Genomic DNA, 22160 nt, shown 5'->3' with positions numbered 1-22160 from the left:
CGTCCACTGGCCTTTTTTCCCCCCCCCCGCAGCTCAGGCCCCGTGGCCCAGCAGCCCCAGCAGCGCGCCCGGCACCGCTCCCCGCACCCCGACCAGCGGCACCCCGCCCCGCGCGAGCAGGGCCACCACCGCGCCGCTCTCCGGACGAAAGCCCAGTGCGGTGCGGGTGCCGCGCGCCACGCCGTCGTGCCACCACAGCCCGCGCGAGTGAAACCAGCCCGGCGCGACCCCGCCCAGCAGGGGCGGCAGGCCGGGGGGCCGGATGACCTCGCGCCAGGCCGGTTCCGCCCGCCCATCCAGGTGCGCCGCGCCGAAAGCGAGCAGGTCCGCCGCCGTGCCGAACAGTCCGCCTGCCCCCGCCAGCGGTCCGAAGCCGGTCACGCCCTCCCCCAGCAGGGTGGCGGTGGGGGCGACCAGGCCGGCGGGAGGCGGGGTCAGGCTGACGCTCTCCAGGGCCAGCGGCCCGGTGAGGTGGCGCCTCAGCGCTCGCCCGTACCCGGCGGCGGTCGGCTCCTCCCCGGCGGCGTGCGCCAGGGCCAGCGCCAGGACACCCAGCCCCAGGTTGGAATAGGCGAAGCGGCCCGCCTGCCGCGCATTCGCCCAGCGCCGGGCACTCGCCAGGGCGGCCTGGGCGCTCATGCCGCCGTAGGGGTCCTGAAAGCGGGTGAGGGTCGTGAGCACCGCCCGCGCCGGATGGGGAGGCAGGCCCGCCGTGTGGGTCGCCAGCGCGTGGGCGGTCACGAAGTCGGGCCACCCCCGCAGCGGCCCCCCCAGCCGCGAGAGCGGCGCGTCCCAGGCCAGGTGACCCTCGCGCACCAGCCTCCCGGCCAGCGCCGCCGTGAAGGGTTTGGTCACGCTGGCAAGTTCGAACAGGCCCTCCCGGGGCACACCCCCCACCCCGGCCAGCGCGACCTGACCGCCCCGGGCGGCCCCCACCACCCCCCCGCGCCGCAGGGCTGCCCGCAGCAGCGGCAGCGCCGGGCGCAGGTCGCGGCCCAGCACACCTTCCAGCTCGCTCAGGGCGGCGCGCAGCGGGTCACGGCGGAACATGGACGCAGGGTACTGCCCCCGGACCGTGCGGCGCCTGCTGCCCCGTGGTCCAGCCGCGCCGCTCGGGCAGAGGCCACAAAAAAACCGCCTCTTCGGGCGGTGATGAAAACACTTTAGCGCGGAATGCAGGGCAGGTCAAGGTATGCAGGCGAATTTTTCTGAAGGGACCTTTTCGGTGCGCCTGGGGCCGTGCCCTATACCCCCTCCAGCGGCAGCGTCACCTCCACCCCGCCGACCTCACGCCCAGCCCAGTTCGTCAGCGCGGCGGGGGCGAGGGTCCGCATCTTGTCTGTCATGGGCGCGCCCAGCGCTTCCAGCACCGCCAGGGCGACGTGGGGCCGCGCCCGCTCGCCGCCGTCCGCGATCTTGAAGGCCACGCCCAGCGGCCCGCGTGGGGTTTCCCGCAGCGCCAGCCCATAAAAGGCCTCCGCTCCCATCTTGGCGGCGAGGCCGGGCACCAGCGGCATCAGCGTGGTGTCCAGCCGCCCGGGTCCGGCGATCAGAAAGGGGTGAGCCGTCATCGCTCCGAAGATGCGTTCCAGCGCGGGGGCCAGTTCCCCGGTAGGTGCCGCCAGCCGGGCAAAAATTCGCGCCGTGGCGTCCAGCGCCAGCGCGAAGGCGGGCACGCTGCACCCGTCGGTCCCCGCTCGCACGTCGTCCAGCCCCACCCCGCCCAGTTCGGCGTGCAACTCCCGGATGCGGACTTGCAGCGGGTGCCCATGCTCGGTGTACCCCTCGCGCGGCCAGCCGTTCCGCTCGCACGCCAGCAGCATCCCCGCGTGCTTGCCGGAGCAGTTGTGGTGCAGGGGCGTGGGTTGCTCGTTCCGGCGAATCAGGTCGGCCGCTGCCCCCGTGTCAAAGGGCGGGTGCGTGCCGCAGCGCAAGTCGGCCACCGTGCTGCCCGAACGCGCCAGGAGCCTCTCCACCACCGCCAGATGCTCCGGGGTTCCGGTGTGGCTCGCACACGCAATCGCCAGCTCGTCGTCCGGCAGGTCCGGCACCGCCAGCGCGAGGGGCAGCGCCTGCACCGGCTTGGAGCTGGAGCGCGGAAAGGTCACCAGCCCCGCGTCCCCGCACGAGGCGGTCACCCCGCCCGAGGGGTCCACGACGGCGACATGGACCTGATGAACGCTTTCGGACACGCCCCCGCGCGTGAAGACGACCTGCCCAGCCTGTGGTGTCATACGGCCCAGCCTAACGCGGCTTGACTTCCCGCCGTCCGCCCCGTACTCTTCTTTCCGCTGGCCTGCGCCAGTGTTGGTCCGGTAGTGTAGCGGTTAGCATAACTGCCTGTCACGCAGTAGGTCGCGGGTTCAAATCCCGTCCGGACCGCCAGAAGAAGAGGGGAGAGCGAGGTGCCACGGTGCCTCGCTGTTTTCTTGCGCTGCCCCCGGCGTCTGACCGCTGGGCTTTCAATTGCCGTCTGGACCCCTACCCCTCCGGGCATTTCGCCGTATCATGCGCCCCGGTTTCGCACGGCGTCCGTTGAGTTGCCCCCCGGCCTACTCCGAACCCCGCGCACGGCGAGCCTACCCCATAGACGGAGGACGCCTGACTTGACTGCTGCCAACCCCTTTTCCACCGCCGACGCCGCCGAGCTGTACCAGGTTCCCAACTGGAGCGGCGGCTGGTTCCGCGTCTCCGACCGGGGCCAGATGGAAGTGACCCCCTCGCCGGGCCTGCACGCGCCCCTGCGCGCCATCGTGGACGAGATCGTGGAGCGCGGCGAGAGCCTCCCGGTCATCCTGCGCTTTCCGCAGGTCGTCGCGGGCCGCGTCAAGCACCTCAACGAGGCGTTCGGCAAGGCCATCACCGAGTACGGCTATACGGGGCACTATCAGGGCGTCTTTCCGATCAAGGTCAACCAGCGCCGGGTGGTCGTGGAGTCGGTGGCCGCCGCCGGGTACGACTACGCGCACGGCCTGGAGGCGGGCAGCAAGGCCGAACTCGCGCTGTGCCTCGCCCAGCGGATGCACCCCGACGCCCTGCTGTGTTGCAACGGCTTCAAGGACGACGGCTTTATCAAGCTGGCACTCTGGGGCCGCACCCTGGGCAAGAACGTGGTCATCACGCTAGAGAAGTACTCGGAACTCGACCGGGTGCTCAAGCAGGCCAAGGCGCTCGGCGTCAAGCCGATGGTGGGCGTGCGCTTCAAGCTGCACGCGCGCGGCTCGGGCCAGTGGGAGGAGTCGGGCGGCGACCAGGCCAAGTTCGGGCTGAACGCCTACGAGCTGCTGCGGGTGGTCGAGCGGCTGCGCGAGGAAGACATGCTCGATTCCCTGGTGATGCTGCACACCCACATCGGCTCGCAGATCACCGACATCCGCCGGGTCAAGGTCGCGGTGCGCGAGGCGACCCAGACCTACGCGGGCCTGATCGCGGCGGGCGCCCAGCTCAAGTACCTCAACGTGGGCGGCGGCCTGGGCGTGGACTACGACGGCTCCAAGACGACCTTTTACGCCTCCATGAACTACACCGTGGGCGAGTACGCCGCCGACGTGGTGTACACCGTGCAGGAGGTCTGTAGGGCACGCGAGGTCCCCGAGCCGACCATCATCTCCGAGTCGGGCCGGGCCTTGACCGCCCACCACGCGGTCCTGGTCATGCCCGTGGTGGACGTGACCGGCCCCACCCGCGACCTGGAGGAACTCGCCGCTCCCAACGAGGACAGCCACCAGATCATCAAGGACCTTGAAGAAATCCTGGTGAACATCTCCTCGCGCAACTACCGCGAGATGTACAACGACGCGGTGGGCGACAAGCAGACGCTGCACAACCTCTTTGACCTCGGCTACGTGACCCTGGACGACCGCGCAAGGGGCGAGGCCCTCTTCAACGCGATCCTCCGCAAGATCGCCAAGCTGATCCAGGGCGAGAAGTACGTGCCCGACGAGCTGGAAGACCTCCAGAAGGTCTTGGCAGACAAGTACATCTGCAACTTCTCTCTGTTTCAGAGCCTGCCCGACAACTGGGCGATTCAGGCGCTGTTTCCGATTGTGCCGCTGGACCGCCTGAACGAGCGTCCCACCCGGCAGGGCACCATCGTGGACATCACCTGCGACTCGGACGGCAAGATCGAGAAGTTCATCGACCTGCGCGACGTGAAGGCCACCCTGCCGCTGCACGAGCCGGGCGACCGGCCCTACTACCTGGGCGCCTTCCTGATGGGCGCCTATCAGGACGTGTTGGGCAGTTCGCACAACCTTTTCGGCAAGGTCAGCGAGGCGCACGTGACGGTGCGGCCCGGGGGCAAGTTTCACATCGACCTCTTCGTGCGCGGGCAGAAGGCGCGGCGCATGATCGAGTCGATGGGCTACGAGGAAGTCATGCTGCGCGACTCCATCGAGGATCAGGCCGACGCCGCCCTCAAGGTCGGCACCCTGCCCCCCGGCCAGGAGCAGGAGCTGCTGGAGGACTACGGCGAGGAGCTGCTGGGCTACACGTATCTGGAGTACGAGGAAGGCTGAAGCCCATGAGGGTGCCCGGTCTGGACCTGCCGGACATCCCCGACGCCGCCCGGCTCACGCTTCCCCCACGAGAGGACACACCGGGGGACGTGACGCTGGGCGGCTACTTGTGGCGTCATCCGCACCCCGCCCCCGTCGCCCTGCTGCTGCACGGCTGGGGGCAGGACGCTTCCGACATGGCGGCCCCAGCCCGCTTGCTGCACGCGGCAGGCTGGCACGCGCTCAGCCTCTCGCTGCGCGGCTGGCGGGGGTCGGGCGGGTGCGACGACTACGGGCGCAGCGGGCCGGGCGACCTCGGGCGGGTGCTGGCGTGGCTGGAGGCCCAGCCGTGGGTGACCCAGACGGCGGTGGTGGGCCTCTCGTTGGGGGGCCTCGTTGCGCTGCTGGCGTCGGCGCAGGGGCACCGGGCGGGGCGCACCGTTGCGGTCAATCCGCCCGCCGACCTGCGGGGGGTGTATGCGGGCACGAGTTCGGGCATCCTGCGCCGCTATTACGACGCGGTGCTGACCCCGGCGCAGTGGGTGGACGGCTCGCCCCTCATGCACGCGGAACAGATCGGCGGGCCGACTTGGGTGGTGCTCGGCCCCGAGGACCGCATCTGCCCGCCGGAGCTGGGGCGCACGCTGGCGGCGCGGGCGGGGGCGCGACTGCTGGAGATGCCGGGTCTGACCCACGTGCCGGACGGGGAGCAGTGGGCGCGGGTGGTGGGGGAGACGCTCGGGCCGTTCTGACCCCTCTGCCCGCGCTACCCTGTCCCCCATATGTCTGACGCTCTGCTCACGCTGGAAATCGAAAAACTGGTCGCCGGGGGGCTGGGTCTGTCCCGGGACGAGTCCGGCGTGGTGCTGGTGCGCGGCGCCCTGCCCGGCGAACGGGTCGAGGCCGAGATTCGCGCGGGCCGGGGCGTGCGCCAGGGCGTGACCCGCCGGGTGCTGACGCCCAGCCCTGACCGGGTGGAGGCGCCGGACCTCCCCACGGTGGACCTCGCGCATGCCTCCTACCCGGCGCAACTGCGCTACAAACGCGGTTTCGTGGAAGAGGCGCTGACCCGCATCGCCAAGCTGCGGCATGAGGTGGGGGAGACGGTCGCCAGCCCGCACGAGTGGCGCTACCGCAACACGGCGCAGTACCTCGTGACGCCGGGGGGCCTCGCCTACCGTGAGCGCCGGGGCCGGGACCCGCAACCCGTCGGCCAGGACCCGCTCGTCATGGAGGCGATTCAGGCGGTGATGGACCGGATCGACCCCGAGCAACTCGACCCCGCCACCGAGGTCGCCTTCCGCGCCAGCCGCCTGACGGGGGAAGTGGTCGCGGCCCTGATCGGGGCGGGCGAGCCGCGCGTCTTCTTGCGGGCCTCCGATCACCTGATGGACGCGGGGGTGGTCGGCGTGAGCCTTGCGGAACCCGCCGGGCGGCGCTTCGGGGCGGGCGTGCGCCTGATCGCGGGCGAGTCTGAGGTGCAGGAGCAGTTTGGGCGCGTGCAGGTTAGCGTGACCGCGACCGGCTTCGCGCAGGTGAACCCCGAAGCGGCGGGGCTGGCGTACCTCCGCGCGGCGGAGCTGGCCGGGGAGGGCACGCACGCGGTGGACCTCTACGGCGGCTCGGGGGCCATCGGGCGGCACCTGTCGCCCCGCTTTAACCGCGTGACCGTGCTGGACTCGGCCCCGGAAGCCCTGGCGCGGGGGCGGCAGGCGGCGGCCCTGAGCGGCGAGCGCAACGTGACCTACCGCAGCGGCGACGCGGCCCGCTTCAGCGAGATCGGCGTGGACGTGATCGTGGTGGACCCGCCCCGCGCCGGGCTGGAGCCGGAGGCCCGCGAGCACATCCAGGCCAGCACCGCCGACCGCCTGGTGTACGTGAGCTGTGACCCCGCGACCTGGGCGCGGGACGTGGGGGGCTTCGTGCAGCGCGGGTGGAAGCTGGGGTCGGTGACCCCGCACGACTTTTACCCCCAGACCAGCCACGTGGAAGTTGTGAGCGTGCTCGACCGCTGAGCCGGGGCGCAGCCGGGCGCTGACCCCCGGGGCCTTGAGCGTTTGCTCATGCCGCGCGGGGCGGGGGCGGCGCCCGCTAGCCTGCGGGCATGTGGCGCGTCTTTCCTCTGCTGCTGCCGGCGTTGCTGAGCGGCTGTCAGGACCGGGAGGCCCGCGCCGAGACGGCCCGGCTGGCGGCCAGGGTGGCGGCGCTGGAAGCCCAGGTTCAGGCGCTGGGGGACGCCGGGTCGGGCGCGGTCTCCGGCTCCCGCCCGGACGAGGTCGTGATGCGCGCGGCCGGGCAGCACTGCGCGAACGACCTGGACCGGGTGCTGGAAACCCACCGCCAGGACGCGGGAAGCTACCCTGCCGCCCGCGACGTGCGGCTGCCGGAGTCCTGTCTGGACCTGCGGGTCGGCTGGCGCGACCTGAAGCCGCAGAGCTACGCCTTCAGCGTCGCGGACCTGGAGGGCCGCCCGCTGGCCCAGGGGCGCGGTCCCTGAACGCCTGCCCGGCGGGCCGACCGCCCCGGCCTGCGTCCGGTCGTTTGCCGCCTCGCCGCGTGGCCAGGCTGGTCGCCGCAGCCAAAGACCCCGGTGGGGAGGTCAGGCTCCCTCGGCCGCGCTCTGGGCAGGTGCCCGGGTCCTGAACGCGCGGCGCGCCCCTGCTAGGCTTCCCGGCATGGGGGACATTCTGGTGATCGGGTCGGGGCTGGCGGGCCTCACGGCGGCGCGGGTGCTGACGCAGGCAGGGCGGCGGGTGCGGGTGCTGGAGGCGGGGCAAGAGGTCGGCGGGCGGGTGCAGTCGCGGACGGTAGACGGCTTCACGCTGGACGCGGGGTATCAGGTGCTGTTTCCCGCCTACCCGGCGCTGCGGCGCCACGCCGACCTGGACGCGCTCGACCTGGTGACGGTGCCTCCGGCGGGCGTGGTGCGGCGCGGGCGGCGGGCCGACGTGTTGGGGGACCCCTTGCGCGACCCTGCCAGCCTGCCCTCGACCCTGAGCACCCGCGCGCTGGGCCTGGGGGACAAGCTGCGGGTGGCGCGGCTGGCGGCCCGGCTGCGGGTGCCCCCGCCTCACGCCCTGCTCGCCGGTCCCGACGAGACCACCGAGGACTACCTGCGGCGCCAGGGCTTCAGCGACCGCGCGCTCGACCACTTCTTCCGGCCCTTTTTCGGCGGCATCTTTCTGCAGCGCGACCTGAGTGCGAGCGCGCGGCTCTTCCGGTACTACTTCCGGATGCTGATGGACGGCGGCGCGGCGCTGCCCCGCGCGGGGATCGGGGCGCTGACCCGGCAACTCGCGCAGGGGCTGGAGGTCACGGCTGGCGTGCGGGTGACCCGGTTGACGGCACACGGGAGCCACGTCACCGCCGCCACCTCCGCCGGGGACCTCGACGCCCGGCAGGTGATCGTCGCCACCGACGCGCAGAGCGCGCAGGCCCTGACGGGCGAGCCGGTCTCGCGCGGGCGGCTGGGCAGCAGCTACCTGTACTACGCCGCGCCGCGTCCCCTCGACCCGCAGCCCCGGCTGCTGCTGAACGCCGAAGCGGGCCTGATCAACAACGCCCAGTGGACCAGCCGCCTGATTCCGGAGCGGGCGCCCGCCGGGCAGGAACTGTTGACCGTGACTGTGCTGCACGAGTCGCTGCCGGGGCTGCCTGACCTCGACGACGCCTCGCTCGACGCCCGGGTGCGCGTCGAGCTGTCGCAGTGGTACGGGGAAGGCGTCAGGGAGCTGCGGACCCTGCACACCGAACACATCGGGTTCGCCCAGTTTCCGCAGCCGCCCGAGTACGCGGCCACCCTGCCCGGCCACGCGACCGCGCTGCCCGGCGTGCTGCTCGCGTCCGAGGTCACCTCCATGAGCAGCGTGCAGGGGGCGATGGAAAGCGGCGAGAAGGCCGCCGCGATCCTGCTGGGCGACCTGGCGGGCATGAGCCGTCCGCGCGGGGCCTGAGGGGTCCGGGGCGCTCCGGCTATCCTGCCCCCATGACGGCCACCCTCGACCACCTCGTGATCGCCGCCCGCACGCTGGACGAAGGCCGGGCGTGGCTGGAAGGCCGCCTGGGCGTGCCCACGCAGCCTGGCGGCGAACACGCCCTGTTCGGCACCCACAACGCGCTGCTGTCGCTGGGGCCGGCCGCGTACCTGGAAGTTATCGCGGTGAACCCGGCGGCTCCGGCTCCGGCCCGTCCACGCTGGTTCGGGCTGGACACGCCCGGCACGCAAGAACGGCTGGAAGACGGCCCCCTGCTGCTCCACTGGGTCGCGCGGGTGCCTGCGCTGGGCAGCCCCGGCCCCGCGCCGCACGGAGAGGCGCTGGAGTTGTCGCGCGGCGAGAACCGCTGGACGCTCAGCGTCCCGGCCGACGGCTCCCTGCCGGGCGGCGGGGTCATCCCCAGCCTGATCGCGTGGCACACGCCGCCCCCGCCCACGCGCCTGCCCGACGCCGGGGTGCGCCTGCTCACCCTGCGCCTGGGCACCCCCGACCCGGACGGGCTGCGGGCCATGCTGGACCGGCTGGCCCTGGCCGGTGAGGTGGAGGTCTACGAGGCGCCCCAGCCGGAGCTGGCAGCCACGCTCGAAACGCCGGACGGGCTGGTGACGCTGTGAGGCTGCCCCCGCCCGACGCGAGCTTCTATGTCCGCCCTCCAGGTCTGCCCGAGCGCCCCAGCGTCGGCGCGGTCGTGCTGCGGCCCAGCGACGGGTGGCGGGTCGCGCTGGTGATCGAACCCGGCGAATATGCCCAGCTTCCCAAGGGCGGCCTGGAAGGCAGCGAGACCCACGAGCAGGCCCTCCGCCGCGAGCTGCACGAGGAGGCCGGGCTGACGGCCGTGCGGCTGGTCGCGGACCTGGGGGTGCTGGAGCGGCAGAACTACGCCCGGACGCGCTGGCAGGTCACCCGCTATTTCCTGGGCGTGACCGGGGAGGCCGGTGGTCCAGCGCTGGAACCCGGCTTCCGGCTGGAGTGGGCCGCGCTGGACCGGGTGCCGCCCCTCTTCTGGCCCGAGCAGACGCGGCTGGTGGAACGCGTGCGAGCGGGCCTTCAGCGCGGCGAGTACGGCTTGACCTGAGAGGCCCGGGCGGGCCGCCTGCGGTGCCCCAGCGCCGCCGCGAGCAGCCCGGCCAGGAAGCCGAACAGGTGCGCTTCCCAGGAGATGCCCGGCTGGGTCGGCAGCAGGCCCCACAGCGCCCCGCCGTACAGGAAAAGTGCCAGCGCGGCGGCAAGAATCGCCCCCGGCGTCCGCTCCCACCAGCCCACGCCGATCAGGTAGGCGAGGTAGCCGAACACCAGCAGGCTGGCTCCCAGGTGCAGGCTCCCGCCGCGCCCCAGCAGCCACACCAGCCCGCCGCCGACCAGCACGATCAGCGCTGTGGTGACCAGAAAGCGCCCCGCGCCCCGCACCGCGCTCATCCAGGCCAGCACCGCCAGCGGCGCGCTGTTGGCGAGCAGGTGCCCGAAGCCCCCGTGCAAGAAAGGCGCGGTCAGCACGTTCTCCAGCCGCCCCGGATCACGCGGCACGATGCCGTACTGATCGAGCGCCCCGCCGAACGCGAACTGGTCCACCAGTTCCTGCGCCCACACGCCGCCGAGCAGCAGCGCCGTGAGCAGGGTGGCCTGCCCGACCGGGAGGCGGCGGCGCGGCGTGTGGGGCGGTCTCATCCCGGCAGTCTGCCGCAGGTCAGGATGAGTCGCCAGTGGCCGGGCCGCGCTCCCCGCGCCACGCGGCTTCGGTTCACGCTCCGGCCCCAGCCCACGGGCGCGGCCACCCCCCCGCCTGGCGCCGTGCCCAGCCTCCCGGGAGGCGCGCGCGCCCGCCAACAGAAAAAAGCGCCCCGGCACAGGACCGGGGGCGCCTCGCGTGTTGCGGGTGCCCGCCTCTCAGCGGTACTCCGCCGCCCGCTCGCGCGCCTCTTCCCGCGCGGCGAGTTCCCGGCGCTGCACCTGCGCCACCGCGTCAGCCAGCGCCTCTTTCAACGCGTGGAGGCCGAGGTTGTTCAGGGCGCTGACGGGCACGCCCCCGGTGCGCTCCACCTCGCGCTCCAGAGCATCGGGGTGGGCGGCGTCGGCCTTGTTCAGCGCGATGACGGTGGGCATGTCGCGGAAGCCCAGGTCCTCCAGAATCCGGTTCACCGCGTCCAGGCGGGTGTCGGCGCCGGGGCTGGCCGCGTCCACCACGTGCAGCAGCACGTCGGCGTCCCCGATCTCCTCCAGCGTGGCGCGGAAAGCGCGGGTCAGGTCTTTGGGCAGGTCGCGGATAAAGCCCACCGTGTCGGTGAGCACCACCGGGCCGACGCCCTCGATATAGCCCTGACGGCTGGTGGGGCGCAGGGTGGCGAACAGCTTGTTCTCGGCCAGCACCCGGCGCGGTTCCTCGGCGGCGTGGGTAAAGGCGTTGAGGAGGGTGGACTTGCCCGCGTTGGTGTACCCCACGATGGAGACGACCGGCACGTCGTTGCGGGCGCGGCCCTTGCGGCGTTCCTCGCGGCGCACCGCGACACTCTCCAGCTGCTTTTCGAGAAAGGACAGGCGGTCGTTGATGCGGCGGCGGTCCAGCTCCAGCTTGGTCTCGCCGGGGCCGCGCGTGCCGATCGCGCCGCCCGCCGCGCTGCCCGCCGAGCCGCCGATGCGCGACAGGGCCGCGCCCGCGCCCAGCAGCCGGGGTTTCATGTAGCGCAGCTGCGCGAGTTCGACCTGAAGCCGCGACTCGACGCCCTGCGCGTGCAAGGCGAAGATGTCGAGGATCAGCTGGGTGCGGTCCAGAATCTTCAGCCCGGTCGCCGCCTCGATCTCGCGCGCCTGCGCGGGGCCGAGTTCCTGCCCGAAGATCAGCAGGTCGGCGTCGAGGTGGTAGGCCCGGCTGGTGAGTTCTTCCAGCTTGCCCGCGCCCACCAGCGTCCCGGCCTTGAGGTGGCGGCGGAACACCAGCTCCTTGTGGACGACCTCGGCTCCGGCGGTGCGCGCCAGCTCGGACAGCTCGTCGAGCCGTTCCTCGGCGTCGAACTCGCCCTGGTCGATCTGCACCAGGATGGCGCGCTCGCGGTCTTTTTTCGCCTCACGGGTGCGGGCCGCGCGCGCGATCTCCTCCTCCAGCGCCGAGACCTGCGCGCCGAGGTCGAGGTCGTCGATCTGGAACGAGGGCACCGGGTCGAGGATGCGCCAGTCTTCTTCCTCGCCCACCGTGCCGGGCGGGGTCAGGTGCGCCGTGTGGACCAGGCCGGGCTGGCCCTCGTTTCTCACCTCGATGGCGCTCACGGCGTCGAGCCGCTTAAGAAACAGCGTCGAGAGGTCCCCCTTGCTCAGGCCGCCGCCGCGCGGGTGGGTGTGCAGCAGGTGGAAGCCCGCCAGGCGGTGCTCGCCCAGCCGGAGGTCGGGCAGTTCGGCGCCCTTGGCGTCGGCCACCGAGACCGAGATCACCCGGCCCCGGCGGTCGATCAGCACGCTGACCTCGCGCCGCACGTCGCTCGACAGCTCGGCGAGGTTGCGCGCGAGTTCGGGAGAGCCGACGCGCCCCGGCTCGATGCGGCGGCGGTACAGGTTGCCGAGGGCCTTGAGCTGGGCGGGTCGCAGACCCGAGGTGTTGCCATGCACTTTGTCTATGTGGGGTCACATCCTTTGGGAGAGGGAGAAAGAGCAAACGCCTTCCGGGCCGCGCGGCGCAGGAAGCCGGGCAGCGGGTCTGGAGGCGCGTTCCGGCATCACCCCAGGGTACGGCGGGGGAGCTCCAGAGAACGTGTGCCTTTACTTCAGGAGGTTGATCATCGTGGGACCAGGGTGCCACGCGGGGAGGGGCCGGGGCATCCGCCGGGTGGCGTAGGGGCGCCCCGGCGGAGCACACTGGGAGGAAGACGACTTCAGCGGGCCTGAGCGGAACCGTCGCCCTGGTGACCGGCGCGAGCAGCGGCATCGGGGAGGCGGCGGCGCGGCACCTCGCCCGGCAGGGAGCGGCGGTGGCCGTGCTGGCGCGGCGGGCCGAGCGGCTGGAGGCGCTGGCCGGAGCCATCCGGGCGGAGGGCGGCCGGGCGCTGGTGATCGGGGCGGACGTGACCGGGCGGGAGGCGGCGCTGGAGGCGGTCGAGCGCACCGTGCGCGACCTGGGCCGCCTCGACACCGTGATCAACAACGCGGGCGTGATGCTGCTCGGCCCCGCCGAGGAGGCGCCGTTGGAGGAGTGGGAGCGGATGGTGAGCCTGAACGTGCAGGGCCTGCTGTACGTGGCCCACGCCGCGCTGCCGCACCTGCTGCGGGCGGCGGCCGATTCCCCGCGCGGGGTGGCCGATCTGGTCAACGTCTCCTCGGTGGCGGGCCGGGTCGCGCGGGCGGGCAGCGCCGTGTACAACCTCACCAAGTTCGGGGTGACCGCCTTTTCCGAGGCGCTGCGCCAGGAGGTCGCCGGGCGGCACCTGCGCGTCGCGGTGGTCGAGCCGGGCGCGGTGGAGACCGAACTCGCTTCCCACCTGCGCCCCGAGGTGCGGGGGATGATGCAGCAGCGCTTCGGCCATATCGAGCGCCTTCAGGCAGAGGACATCGCCGACGCCATCACCTACATCGTGACCCGCCCGCGCCACATGGCGATCAACGAACTGCTGGTGCGGCCGACCGAACAGGTCTGAGGTCCGCCCCAAAAGCCGCCGCCCCCGACATCGGAGGTCAGGGGCGGCTTTTCTTTTGGCGAAGAGGGTGGGATTCGAACCCACGGTAGCCTTGCGACTACTTCGGTTTTCGAGACCGACCCATTCAACCACTCTGGCACCTCTCCGCGTGTGGCTTCCCGGCCGCAGCCGGTGGGCGACCGGGAGCATAGCACGGAAAGGGGGTGGGTGTGGAGAGCAGATTTGCGGCCCGGACCCGGACCCGCCTGCGGCACAGTAGAGGCATGCGGCGACCTCTCCTTCTGCTTGCCAGCGCAGCCCTGTCCGGCATGGCACTGGCCGCGACCCGTGTGCCCGGCACCTTCACCTACTATTCGGCAGCCCGCGACCCCATCACCGACGCGAACACGGGCAGCGTGATCATCGACGAGGTGAACGACACCTCCGGCCAGACGCGCCTCGCCCTGCGCTGCGCCGACCGCGACCGCCCGGCGCTGTGGGCCACCCTGACCACCAAGAACGCCCTGCTCAGCGAGGAGGAAGCCTACGCGGGCCTCAAACCCGCCGTGACCATCCGGCTGGGCGATGACCCGGCTGTCGTGCTACGCGACTCGGACCTCGTGAGCGTGGTGGACACCCGCGAGAACGTGCTGACGCGCAACATCGGGCTTCAGGGCGCGGTCGTGCGGCAGATCGCCGCCGGGCTGAACGCGGGCAAGCGGCTGGTGGTGCGGGTCAACCGCCGGACCGGGGGACAGGCGCTGACCTACACCTTCCCGGCGCGGGGCTTTGACGTGGCGTGGGCGGGCGTGAACGGGTGCCAGCCCTACGGCCGGGCGGCGACGGCCGCCGCGCCGCGTGCGACCATACCTTCTAGCTCGGCAGTCGGTGCCCCCAAGTTCACCGAGTGGTACTTCACGACCTGCCGCGACACGGTGAGTGGGGCCTCCCGCGCCGGGCTGGTGGCGGGGCGGGCGCACCTGTGTGATCTCGTGATCGAGACGGTGCCCAACGGGGCACGGCCGGTCGCCGCCGAGTTCCGCTACGAGCTGGAGTACCGCGAGGGCGGGCGTACCGGCAAGCTGACCCTGCCCGGCGTGGACGCGTGGCCGCCCCGCGCAGGGGACACCGTGACCCGCTTCCGGCAGGAGGGGAGCCGCCTGGTCTTCACCCTGCCGCTGAACGTGCGCGTCCGGGCCGAGCGGGTGTACACCAGCCTGGGCGTGACGGGCAAGGTGACCTTCGACAACGGCAGCGTCAAGAGCATTTACGAAGCCCTGCCGGTGCGCCCGGCATACTGATTCGGCCTGCCCTGCACGGGGCCGCCGCGCTGCACTACAGTTGGCCGCGTGACCGTTCCGCCCGCCGCGCCCGATCCCAGCCCGCCGCCCCAGGGTCCGGCCTCGCCCGCCCCGGCCCCGGCGCCCCGGCAGCAGCGGTCGCTGCGGGCCAACACCCTGATCGTGATGGCGGGAACGCTGGGGTCCAGGCTGTCGGGGATCGTCCGTCAGCAGATCATCAACCTGTTCGGCAGCACGCTGACCGACGCCTTTCTGGTCGCGGTGACCGTGCCCAACCTGCTGCGCGAGCTGCTGGCCGAAGGGGCGCTGGTCAATTCCTTTATCCCGGTCTACAAGACGCTGGACACCGCCGAGCGCCGAAAGCTGGCGCAGGCGTTCAGCGGCCTCCTGATCGCCGTGAACCTGATCCTGATGGCCCTGGGCATCCTGGCCGCGCCGTGGGTGGTGGACCTGCTGCTCGCCGCGAATTCCAACGTGGACCCCGCGCTGGCGACCTACATGACCCAGCTCGTGATGCCCTTCCTGATGCTGATCAGCCTCTCGGCGGTGGCGATGGGCCTGCTGAACGCCGACGAGCACTTCAAGGAGAGTTCTTTTGCGCCTGTCGCCTTCAACCTCGCTTCCATCGTCGCGCTGCTGGTGCTGCCCGACACGGCGACGTGGCTGGCCTTCGGGTGGCTGATCGGCGGGGTGGCGCAACTCGTGGTGCAGCTTCCGGCCCTGGCGCGCTTCGGGGTGCTGCCCACGCCCGCGCTGCGCGGCCACCCGGCGCTGGGGCGGGTGCTGCGGCAGATGGCCCCCTTCACGCTGACGGCGGGGGCGCGGCAGTTCCTGAACGTCTACGTTCTGAGCCTGCTCACCAACGCGCAGCAGTTTCCCCAGGGCACCCGCACGGGCTACGGCAATGCGGAGGCCCTCTTCACGATGGCAAATGGCCTCTTTGTCGTCTCGCCCGTGCTGGCCCTCTTTCCGCGCTTCTCGCAGCACGCCGCCGACCGCGACTGGGGGGCCTTCCGGGCGCTCACCGTGCAGGGCCTGCGGACCACCACCTTCTTCGCCGCGCCCATGAGCGCGCTCCTCTTTGCGCTGGCGCCCTACGCCGTGAGCCTCTTCAACCTCAGCCGCGATTTCGAGGCCCCCAAGTTCGTGGCGGGGTCGAGCATCCTGACCGGCTGGGCGCTGGCGCTGGTGCCCTGGGCGGTCGTGACCGTGCTGCTGCGGACCTTTTACGCCCGCGAACGCACCCGCGAGGCGGTGGTCGTCAGCGCCGTGGGCTTCGTGCTGGAGGTGGGGCTGTACAACCTGCTGGTGCCCCGGCTGGACTTCCTGGGCTTCGGCCTGAGCACGGCGATCAGCGGCGTGCTGATGGCGGGCGCGCTGATCTTGATGTACCGCCGCGCCCTGGGCTTTCCGACCCGCGAGGTCGCCGCCCACCTGGGCCGGGTCGTTTCCCTCGCCGCCGCTGCCGGACTGGCCGCGTGGCTGGTGTCGCTGGTGATGCCCGATCCCGGCTTTATCGTGCCCGGCGTGGTCGGGCTGGCAGTGGCAGGCGGCGTGGGGCTGGCGGTGTACCTGGGAGGCGCGCTGGCGCTGCGGCTGCCAGAGGTCGCGGCCGTGCGGCGGCGGCTGGGCAGGTGAACGAGGGCAAGCGCCCGGGATTCAGCGCTCGGCGACCAGTGCCTGGGCAGGGGCCTCCTCGCTGAGGGCCGGGGGTTGCCCCTTGGCCTCCTGCCTCCTCTCCCGGACGCCCACCACGGCGTAGGCCACCAGCGCCAGCCGCTCGCGCAGCAGGTAGCGGCGGTCGGGGTGTTGGCCCAGCGGGCTGGGGCTGGCGTTGGCGTTCAGGCCCAGGGCGCGGGCCAGGGCCAGGGCGCGCGGGGCGTGGGCCTCGTCGGTGACCAGGGTGACGGGCGTGCTGGGGGGCAGCAGCGCGCGGGCGCCGCGCAGGTTCTCCAGGGTGGTGCGGCTCCGGGTCTCGGCGATCAGGGCGGCGGCGGGGACCCCCTGCCCGCGCAGGTAGCTCACGCCGACCTCGCCCTCGGAGTGGGGATCGCCGGGGCGCCGCCCGCCCGTGACCACGACCCTCTCCACCCCACCCGCCCGGTACAGCTTCAGCGCGTGCTCCAGCCGCCGCGCGAAGGCGGGACTGGGGCGCCCGGCGTACTGCGCGGCGCCCAGCACCACGACCGCCGGGTGGGGCTGGGCGGCGCGGGGCGCGCGCGGACCCGGCAGCAGCAGCGCGCTCAGCGCCAGCACGGCCAGCGTGAGCAGCGGCAACAGCGGCGGCGCAGAGCCTCGGGCACGCATTCGGCGCCGAGCGTAGCACGCCCGTGAGCAGCGTTCCCTTGGCGCGCGTGGGCGCGTGCTACGCTCACCGTCACTTTGTACCGGGAGTGTCCCTAGCATGTCCAGAACCCTCGTGATCGTCGAGTCGCCCGCCAAGGCCAAAACCATCGAGAAGTACCTCGGAAAGGGGTACGCGGTGGAGTCGAGCATCGGGCATATCCGCGACCTCCCCCGGAGCGCCGCCGACATCCCGGAAAAATACAAGGGCAAGGCCTGGGCCAGACTCGGCCTGAACATCGAGGACGACTTCCGGCCCCTCTACGTGGTCTCGCCCGAAAAGCGCAGCCAGGTCGCCAAGCTGCGCAAGCTCGCCTCGGAAGCCGACGAGATCATCCTGGCGACCGACGACGACCGCGAGGGCGAGAGCATCGCCTGGCACCTCTTTCAGGAGCTGAAGCCCAAGGTCCCGGTGCGCCGGATGGTCTTCCACGAGATCACCAAGGAAGCCATCCAGCAGGCGATCCAGAACCCGCGCGACATCGACACCAACCTTGTCGAAGCGCAGGAGGCCCGCCGGGCGCTCGACCGCCTGTACGGCTACGAGGTCAGCCCGGTGCTGTGGAAGAAGGTCGCGCCGAGGCTCAGCGCGGGCCGGGTGCAGAGTGTGGCGACCCGGATGCTGGTCGAGCGCGAGCGCGAGCGGATGCGTTTTGTCAGCGCCGAGTGGTGGGACCTGCTCGTCACGGCGGCGACCGCCAGGGGCGCCAGATTCCCCGCCCGCCTGACCGACGTGGACGGCACGCGCCTGGCGACCGGCAAGGACTTCGATCCGCTGACGGGCAAGCTGAAGGTGTCCTCCAAGGGGGAGGCCGGGGTGCGCCTGCTGGCCGAACCCGAGGCCCGCGCGCTGGCGCAGGGCCTGACCGGGCAGCCGCTCACGGTCACCTCCGCCGAGGAAAAGCCCTTTACCCAGCGGCCCTACGCGCCCTTTATCACCTCGACCCTCCAGCAGGAGGGCAGCCGCAAGCTGGGCTTCGCCGCCACCCGCACCATGCGCGCGGCGCAGCGGCTCTACGAGCAGGGCTACATCACCTACATGCGGACCGACTCGACCAACCTCTCCGCCGAGGCGGTGACGGCAGCCCGCAGCCAGGTGAAGACGATGTACGGCCCGGACTACCTCAGCCCGCAGCCGCGCGTGTACGCGAAAAAGGCCAAGAACGCCCAGGAGGCGCACGAGGCGATCCGGCCCGCCGGGTCGAGCTTCCGCACCCCCGACAGCCTGCGCGGGGAACTCTCGGGCGACGAGTGGCGGCTCTACGACCTGATCTGGAAGCGCACGGTCGCCTGCCAGATGGCCGACGCGCGGGGCCGCAGCCTGCGGGTGCGCCTGGCGGGGACGGCGACGGGTGGTGAGACCGTGGGCCTGAGCGCGTCCGGGCGCACCATCGACTTTCCCGGCTTCCTGCGGGCCTACGTGGAGGGCAGCGACGACCCCGCCGCCGCCCTGGAAGACCGCGAGACGCCGCTGCCTCCCCTCAAGGAAGGCGAGCGCGTCACCGCCGAGTCGGTGAAGGCCGAGGACCACGAGACGCAGCCTCCCGCCCGCTACACCGAGGCGTCGCTGGTGCAGGCGCTGGAGGCGGCGGGCATCGGGCGGCCCTCGACCTACGCCTCGATCCTGGGCACCATTCAGGACCGGGGCTACGCGGCCAAAAAGGGGCAGGCGCTGGTGCCCTCGTGGACCGCCTTTGCGACCTCCGCGCTGCTGGAGCACCATTTCGGCAATCTGGTGGACTACGACTTCACCGCCCGCATGGAAGAGGACCTCGACGACATCGCGGGGGGCCGGGCGCAGCGGGTGCCCTACCTGCGCCGCTTCTACCTCGGGGAAGGCGGGGAAGGCATGGCCCTGCGCCCCTTGATCGACTCCAAGATGGCCGAGATCGACGCGCGCGGGATCGCCACCATCACGGTGCCCAAGCTGGAGGGCAGCGGCATCGAGGTGCGGGTGGGCCGCTACGGGCCGTACATGCAGCTTGGCGAGCAGAAAGCCAACCTGCCCGAAGACCTCGCGCCCGACGAACTGACGGCGGAAAAGGCCGCCGAGATCCTGAGCCGCCCGACCGGCGACCGGGTGATCGGGGTGGACGAGGCCAGCGGGCATCCGGTCGTGGCCCGCGCCGGGCGCTACGGTCCTTACGTCACGCTGGGGGAGGGCAACCCGCCGATTCGCACCGCCAGCCTCTTTCCGGGCGACGACCTGAATACCTTGACGCTGGAGCGCGCCCTGCGGCTGCTGAGCCTGCCCCGGCTGGTGGGCACCTCGGAGGGCGAGGAGATCTGGGCGCAGAACGGCAAGTACGGCCCCTACCTCAAGCGCGGGAACGACTCGCGCAGCCTCGCCGCGCACGAACAACTGTTCACGGTGGGCCTGCACGAGGCCGAGGCGCTGTTCATGCAGCCGCGGTTCCGGGCGAAGGGGGCCGCCGCCGCGCCGCTGCGGACTTTCGAGTACGAGGGCCGCGCGCCCATTGTGCTTAAGTCGGGCCGCTTCGGGCCGTACCTCACCGACGGCGAGAAAAACGCCACCCTCCGCAAGGGCGAGGAGGAGGGGACGCTCACCGCCGAGCGCGCCCTGGAGATTCTGGAGGAACGCGGCAAGGAACCCCAGAAGAAGCCGGGGCAGAAGAAGACGGCGCGAACCGGGGCGAAAGCTGCACCGAAAAAGGCCACAGCCGGGACCAGCGCCACCAGGACCGGAACCGCGCAGAAGGCGGCTTCCCGTAAAGCGGCGGCAAAGAAAGCTCCGGCGAAGGCCAAAGTGCCCGCCGCAAAGGCTCCGGCTAAAGCAACCTTTACCTGGGCCGATCTGAGGCCCCACCTGGGGGTCCTGAGCGAGCCGGAGCGGGCGCTGGTCACCGCCACCCGCGAGCAGGGCCGCAAGGTGGAGGACGTGGCGCCGGGCCTGGGGCTGGACGTGAAAAAGGCCAAGGGCATGGCCCTCCAGGCCAGCAAGAAGCTCAACCAGGCGGCGCGGGGGGGCTGAGTGCCTTCGCGTCCCGTCCGGCCCGAGCCTCCCCAGGCGCTGCACCTCGCGCGGCTGGCGCAGGGCACGCCCGGCGAATGGACGACGCTGCCCGGCGGCGAGCTGCGCGTGCTCGCCCTGGCAGGCAAGATCGGCGGCCCGGCGCTGGGGGGCTGGCTGACCTGCCTCTCGGGTGAGGCGGTGCTCGACCTGCCGCACGGCGAGTTCGTGCGCCTGCGCCCCGCCGAGGCGTACCGGGTGACCCCGGATCAGCCCTGGGAGGCGCTGCCGGTCAAGGCCGGAACGGTGCTGCTGCTGGTGCCGGGCGCCTGATCGCGGCGCTCCGTTACGTTGATGGTGGACAGCGCCCCATCAACTCCACTACGACCGCTCACAATCACGGTTGCTCGCTTTGCTCGGACCCTATGAGTTGCTGGGGTTCCAGCAACTCATGGGGTCACCGCTGTGAGGGGAACTGGGAGACGCGGGACGCTTGCCGCCCCCCGGCGGTGCTAGCGTGCAGGCATGACAGCGTTGGGCGAGGAGAGGCTGGGGGAGACGGGAACAGAGCTGCTGGGCCGGGCCGTGTCGGGCGAGCGCCTGAACGCCGCCGAGATCGAGGCGCTGTACCACCTGCCGCTCCCCGAGGTGGCCGCCGCCGCCCACGCCCTGCGGCTGGCGCGGCGCGACCCCGACGTGGTTTCCTTTTTGATCGACCGCAACATCAACTACACCAACATCTGCAACGTGGGCTGCAACTTCTGCGCCTTCTACCGCACCCGGCGCCAGGCCGACAGCTATACCCACGACTACGCCACGATCAGCGCCAAGATCACCGAGCTGGAGGCGGCGGGCGGCACCCGCATCCTGATGCAGGGCGGCGTGAACCCGGAGCTGGGGCTTGCTTACTACACCGGCCTGCTGCGCCACATCAAGGCGCACCACCCGTCCATCCGCATCGACGCTTTCTCGCCCGAGGAAGTGCTGTTCATGGAAAAAAACTTCGGCCTGAGCCTCGACGCGCTGCTCGACACCCTGATCGAGGCGGGGCTGGACGGGTTGCCCGGCGCGGGCGGCGAGATTCTGGAGGACGACGTGCGCAAGAAAGCGGCGCCCGCCCGTATCCGCTCGGCCGACTGGTTTCGCATCCTCGACGCGGCCCAGCGCAAGGGGCTGTACACCATCTCCACGATGGTGATCGGCTTCGGGGAGACGTATGCCCAGCGCACCCGCCACCTGCTCCAGATTCGGGACCAGCAGGACCGGGCCAACGCCCTGTACGGCGGCAACGGCTTTTCGGGCTTCGCGATGTGGACCCTCCAGACCGAGCACACCCGGCTGCACGGCAAGGCGCCCGGCGCGACGGCCCACGAGTACCTCCAGCAGCTCGCCATCGCCCGCATCGCGCTGGACAACGTGCCCAACATCCAGGCGTCGTGGCCGGGGCAGGGCTTCAAGGTGGCGCAGGCGTCCCTCTACTACGGCGCCAACGACCTCGGCTCGACCATGATGGAGGAGAACGTGGTGAGCGCGGCGGGCGGGCACGGGCGGCATCAGGCCACCGTGCGCGAACTGATTCGCGTCGCCGTGGACGCCGGATTCACGCCCGCGATCCGCAACAGCCGCTTCGAAATCATCGCCTGGCCCGACGTGGAGGCCGCCCTGGGCCGCGCCGCGACCAACCCCGAGGCCGAGCGCGCGGTGGGGGCGCCAAGCTGAGCCGCCGAAAAGGGCAGAAGTTCCCCAGCCAGTGAAGAGGAGGCCGCAGCGTCGGCTCCCGGCCCCCTCTCCTGATCCGTTGCCCAGTGCTGCCCGGCCCTGGCCCAGATGATCCTGAAATCGGCCCTGGGTGGAGCCGCGCCCTGTTAGGCCGCCCCGCCGAACTGCATCTGGCGCTTCAGATCGTCCAGAGCCTGCACGTACAGCGCCTGCCCCAGCCCCGGCACGGCGGCCAGGAAGGTCGCGGCGTCTTCCAGGGTGGCGTGGCTGCTTTCCCACTGCCAGCTGCGTCCATCGGCGCCGAGGCCCTCGGCCACCAGCCGCACCCGCCCCGCGCTCAGCAGAAAGCGGACGCGGCCCTCCCCGGTGCGGGTGTCGCTGAAGTGACGGGTCACGTTCATGCCCGCAGCGTACTGCCGGGGGCTGACGCGCACATCCGCCGAAATGATGAGGTCCTCAACCGCCGCTCAGAGGGGAATCAGCGGCGGGACTTCAGGCGGGGTGCGGGGGGTCGAGCGGGGCGTCCACCCTCGCCGGGCGGCGCGGCCCTGTGGCCTGGTCCGGCACCAGGTCAAGCCGGGCCTGACGGGCCGCGAACTGCGCCATCAGCGCGAGAAGGGTGAGCAGCAGCAGCAACCAGAGCATGCCCGGTAGCCTAGAAGCCTGACCCCCGGGTCCGCCTTCCAGCTTTCTGAAGGTGCGGGGTGGGACCACGCGAGCCTCAGCCATGTCTCAAGCCG

20 protein-coding genes and 2 tRNA genes are annotated in these 22160 nt (G+C 71.9%); 14 read left to right on the top strand and 8 right to left on the bottom strand.

Annotated features, from left to right (window positions below):
• Positions 1-33: 33 nt before the first annotated feature.
• Positions 34-1050, bottom strand: coding sequence for a serine hydrolase domain-containing protein (locus HNQ09_RS05620; RefSeq protein WP_184026609.1), 1017 nt, complete (start codon positions 1048-1050; stop codon positions 34-36).
• A gap of 194 nt (positions 1051-1244) precedes the next feature.
• Positions 1245-2234 carry an asparaginase gene (locus HNQ09_RS05615; protein ID WP_184026606.1) on the bottom strand — a complete coding sequence of 330 codons (990 nt, stop codon included), beginning with the start codon at positions 2232-2234 and terminating at the stop codon, positions 1245-1247.
• Positions 2235-2309: 75 nt separating this feature from the next.
• Here HNQ09_RS05615 and HNQ09_RS05610 point away from each other — a divergent pair.
• The 8 genes from HNQ09_RS05610 to HNQ09_RS05575 all read left to right on the top strand — a co-directional run bounded on the left by HNQ09_RS05610 (position 2310) and on the right by HNQ09_RS05575 (position 9566).
• Positions 2310-2385: transfer RNA gene (locus tag HNQ09_RS05610), tRNA-Asp, on the top strand.
• 221 nt (positions 2386-2606) lie between these two features.
• The gene (gene speA / locus HNQ09_RS05605) at positions 2607-4517 is read left to right on the top strand and encodes a biosynthetic arginine decarboxylase (protein ID WP_184026603.1); all 1911 of its coding nucleotides are present in this window, start codon (positions 2607-2609) and stop codon (positions 4515-4517) included.
• A gap of 5 nt (positions 4518-4522) precedes the next feature.
• Positions 4523-5248, top strand: coding sequence for an alpha/beta hydrolase family protein (locus HNQ09_RS05600; protein ID WP_184026600.1), 726 nt, complete (start codon positions 4523-4525; stop codon positions 5246-5248).
• 30 nt (positions 5249-5278) lie between these two features.
• Complete coding sequence (locus tag HNQ09_RS05595; protein WP_184026597.1) at positions 5279-6511, top strand: class I SAM-dependent RNA methyltransferase; 1233 nt, start codon at positions 5279-5281, stop codon at positions 6509-6511.
• Between the two features lie 89 nt (positions 6512-6600).
• The gene (locus HNQ09_RS05590; RefSeq protein WP_184026594.1) at positions 6601-6993 is read left to right on the top strand and encodes a hypothetical protein; all 393 of its coding nucleotides are present in this window, start codon (positions 6601-6603) and stop codon (positions 6991-6993) included.
• A 178-nt stretch (positions 6994-7171) separates the two neighbouring features.
• Positions 7172-8449: an NAD(P)/FAD-dependent oxidoreductase gene (locus tag HNQ09_RS05585; RefSeq protein ID WP_184026591.1), complete on the top strand. Its 1278-nt coding sequence runs from the start codon at positions 7172-7174 to the stop codon at positions 8447-8449.
• A 32-nt stretch (positions 8450-8481) separates the two neighbouring features.
• On the top strand, positions 8482-9105 hold the full coding sequence (locus HNQ09_RS05580; RefSeq protein ID WP_184026588.1) for a VOC family protein: 624 nt from the start codon (positions 8482-8484) through the stop codon (positions 9103-9105).
• Positions 9102-9566: an NUDIX domain-containing protein gene (locus HNQ09_RS05575; RefSeq protein ID WP_184026587.1), complete on the top strand. Its 465-nt coding sequence runs from the start codon at positions 9102-9104 to the stop codon at positions 9564-9566. The genes HNQ09_RS05580 and HNQ09_RS05575 overlap by 4 nt, the downstream gene beginning before the upstream one ends.
• Here the strand turns inward: HNQ09_RS05575 and HNQ09_RS05570 are convergent.
• Complete coding sequence (locus HNQ09_RS05570; protein WP_184026585.1) at positions 9539-10156, bottom strand: rhomboid family intramembrane serine protease; 618 nt, start codon at positions 10154-10156, stop codon at positions 9539-9541. The two genes, HNQ09_RS05575 and HNQ09_RS05570, sit on opposite strands and share 28 nt — an antisense overlap.
• Before the next feature lie 219 nt (positions 10157-10375).
• A complete protein-coding gene (gene hflX, locus HNQ09_RS05565; RefSeq protein ID WP_184026583.1) occupies positions 10376-12085 on the bottom strand; it encodes a GTPase HflX in 1710 nt (569 codons plus the stop codon).
• Positions 12086-12378: 293 nt separating this feature from the next.
• On the opposite strand from hflX, the gene HNQ09_RS05560 reads away from it, so the two are divergent.
• On the top strand, positions 12379-13107 hold the full coding sequence (locus HNQ09_RS05560; RefSeq protein WP_343057625.1) for an SDR family NAD(P)-dependent oxidoreductase: 729 nt from the start codon (positions 12379-12381) through the stop codon (positions 13105-13107).
• A gap of 56 nt (positions 13108-13163) precedes the next feature.
• On the opposite strand, the gene HNQ09_RS05555 is transcribed toward HNQ09_RS05560, so the two are convergent.
• Positions 13164-13253, bottom strand: a tRNA-Ser gene (locus HNQ09_RS05555).
• 117 nt (positions 13254-13370) lie between these two features.
• Between HNQ09_RS05555 and HNQ09_RS05550 the strand changes: the two genes are divergently transcribed.
• Together HNQ09_RS05550 and murJ are read left to right on the top strand one after the other, a co-directional pair.
• Positions 13371-14387, top strand: coding sequence for a hypothetical protein (locus HNQ09_RS05550; RefSeq protein ID WP_184026582.1), 1017 nt, complete (start codon positions 13371-13373; stop codon positions 14385-14387).
• Between the two features lie 48 nt (positions 14388-14435).
• The gene (gene murJ / locus HNQ09_RS05545; protein ID WP_380002755.1) at positions 14436-16025 is read left to right on the top strand and encodes a murein biosynthesis integral membrane protein MurJ; all 1590 of its coding nucleotides are present in this window, start codon (positions 14436-14438) and stop codon (positions 16023-16025) included.
• A gap of 21 nt (positions 16026-16046) precedes the next feature.
• On the opposite strand, the gene HNQ09_RS05540 is transcribed toward murJ, so the two are convergent.
• Positions 16047-16694: a YdcF family protein gene (locus HNQ09_RS05540; protein WP_184026580.1), complete on the bottom strand. Its 648-nt coding sequence runs from the start codon at positions 16692-16694 to the stop codon at positions 16047-16049.
• 97 nt (positions 16695-16791) lie between these two features.
• Between HNQ09_RS05540 and topA the strand changes: the two genes are divergently transcribed.
• From topA to mqnC, 3 genes are all read left to right on the top strand, one after another.
• Positions 16792-19722: a type I DNA topoisomerase gene (gene topA / locus HNQ09_RS05535; RefSeq protein WP_184026578.1), complete on the top strand. Its 2931-nt coding sequence runs from the start codon at positions 16792-16794 to the stop codon at positions 19720-19722.
• Positions 19723-20034 (top strand): hypothetical protein, encoded by a 312-nt coding sequence (locus tag HNQ09_RS05530; RefSeq protein WP_184026576.1) that lies wholly within the window; start codon positions 19723-19725, stop codon positions 20032-20034. It abuts the gene before it with no gap.
• A gap of 192 nt (positions 20035-20226) precedes the next feature.
• A complete protein-coding gene (gene mqnC / locus HNQ09_RS05525) occupies positions 20227-21420 on the top strand; it encodes a cyclic dehypoxanthinyl futalosine synthase (protein WP_184026574.1) in 1194 nt (397 codons plus the stop codon).
• 146 nt (positions 21421-21566) lie between these two features.
• Here mqnC and HNQ09_RS05520 read toward each other — a convergent pair whose 3' ends face one another.
• Together HNQ09_RS05520 and HNQ09_RS05515 are read right to left on the bottom strand one after the other, a co-directional pair.
• The gene (locus HNQ09_RS05520; protein ID WP_184026572.1) at positions 21567-21821 is read right to left on the bottom strand and encodes a hypothetical protein; all 255 of its coding nucleotides are present in this window, start codon (positions 21819-21821) and stop codon (positions 21567-21569) included.
• Positions 21822-21912: 91 nt separating this feature from the next.
• Positions 21913-22065, bottom strand: a complete 153-nt coding sequence (locus tag HNQ09_RS05515; RefSeq protein WP_184026569.1) for a hypothetical protein — start codon at positions 22063-22065, stop codon at positions 21913-21915.
• Positions 22066-22160 lie beyond the last annotated feature (95 nt).

It is taken from the genome of Deinococcus budaensis (assembly GCF_014201885.1).
Classification (GTDB): Bacteria; Deinococcota; Deinococci; order Deinococcales; family Deinococcaceae; genus Deinococcus; species Deinococcus budaensis.
This window is presented reverse-complemented; position numbering and strand designations above follow the sequence as displayed.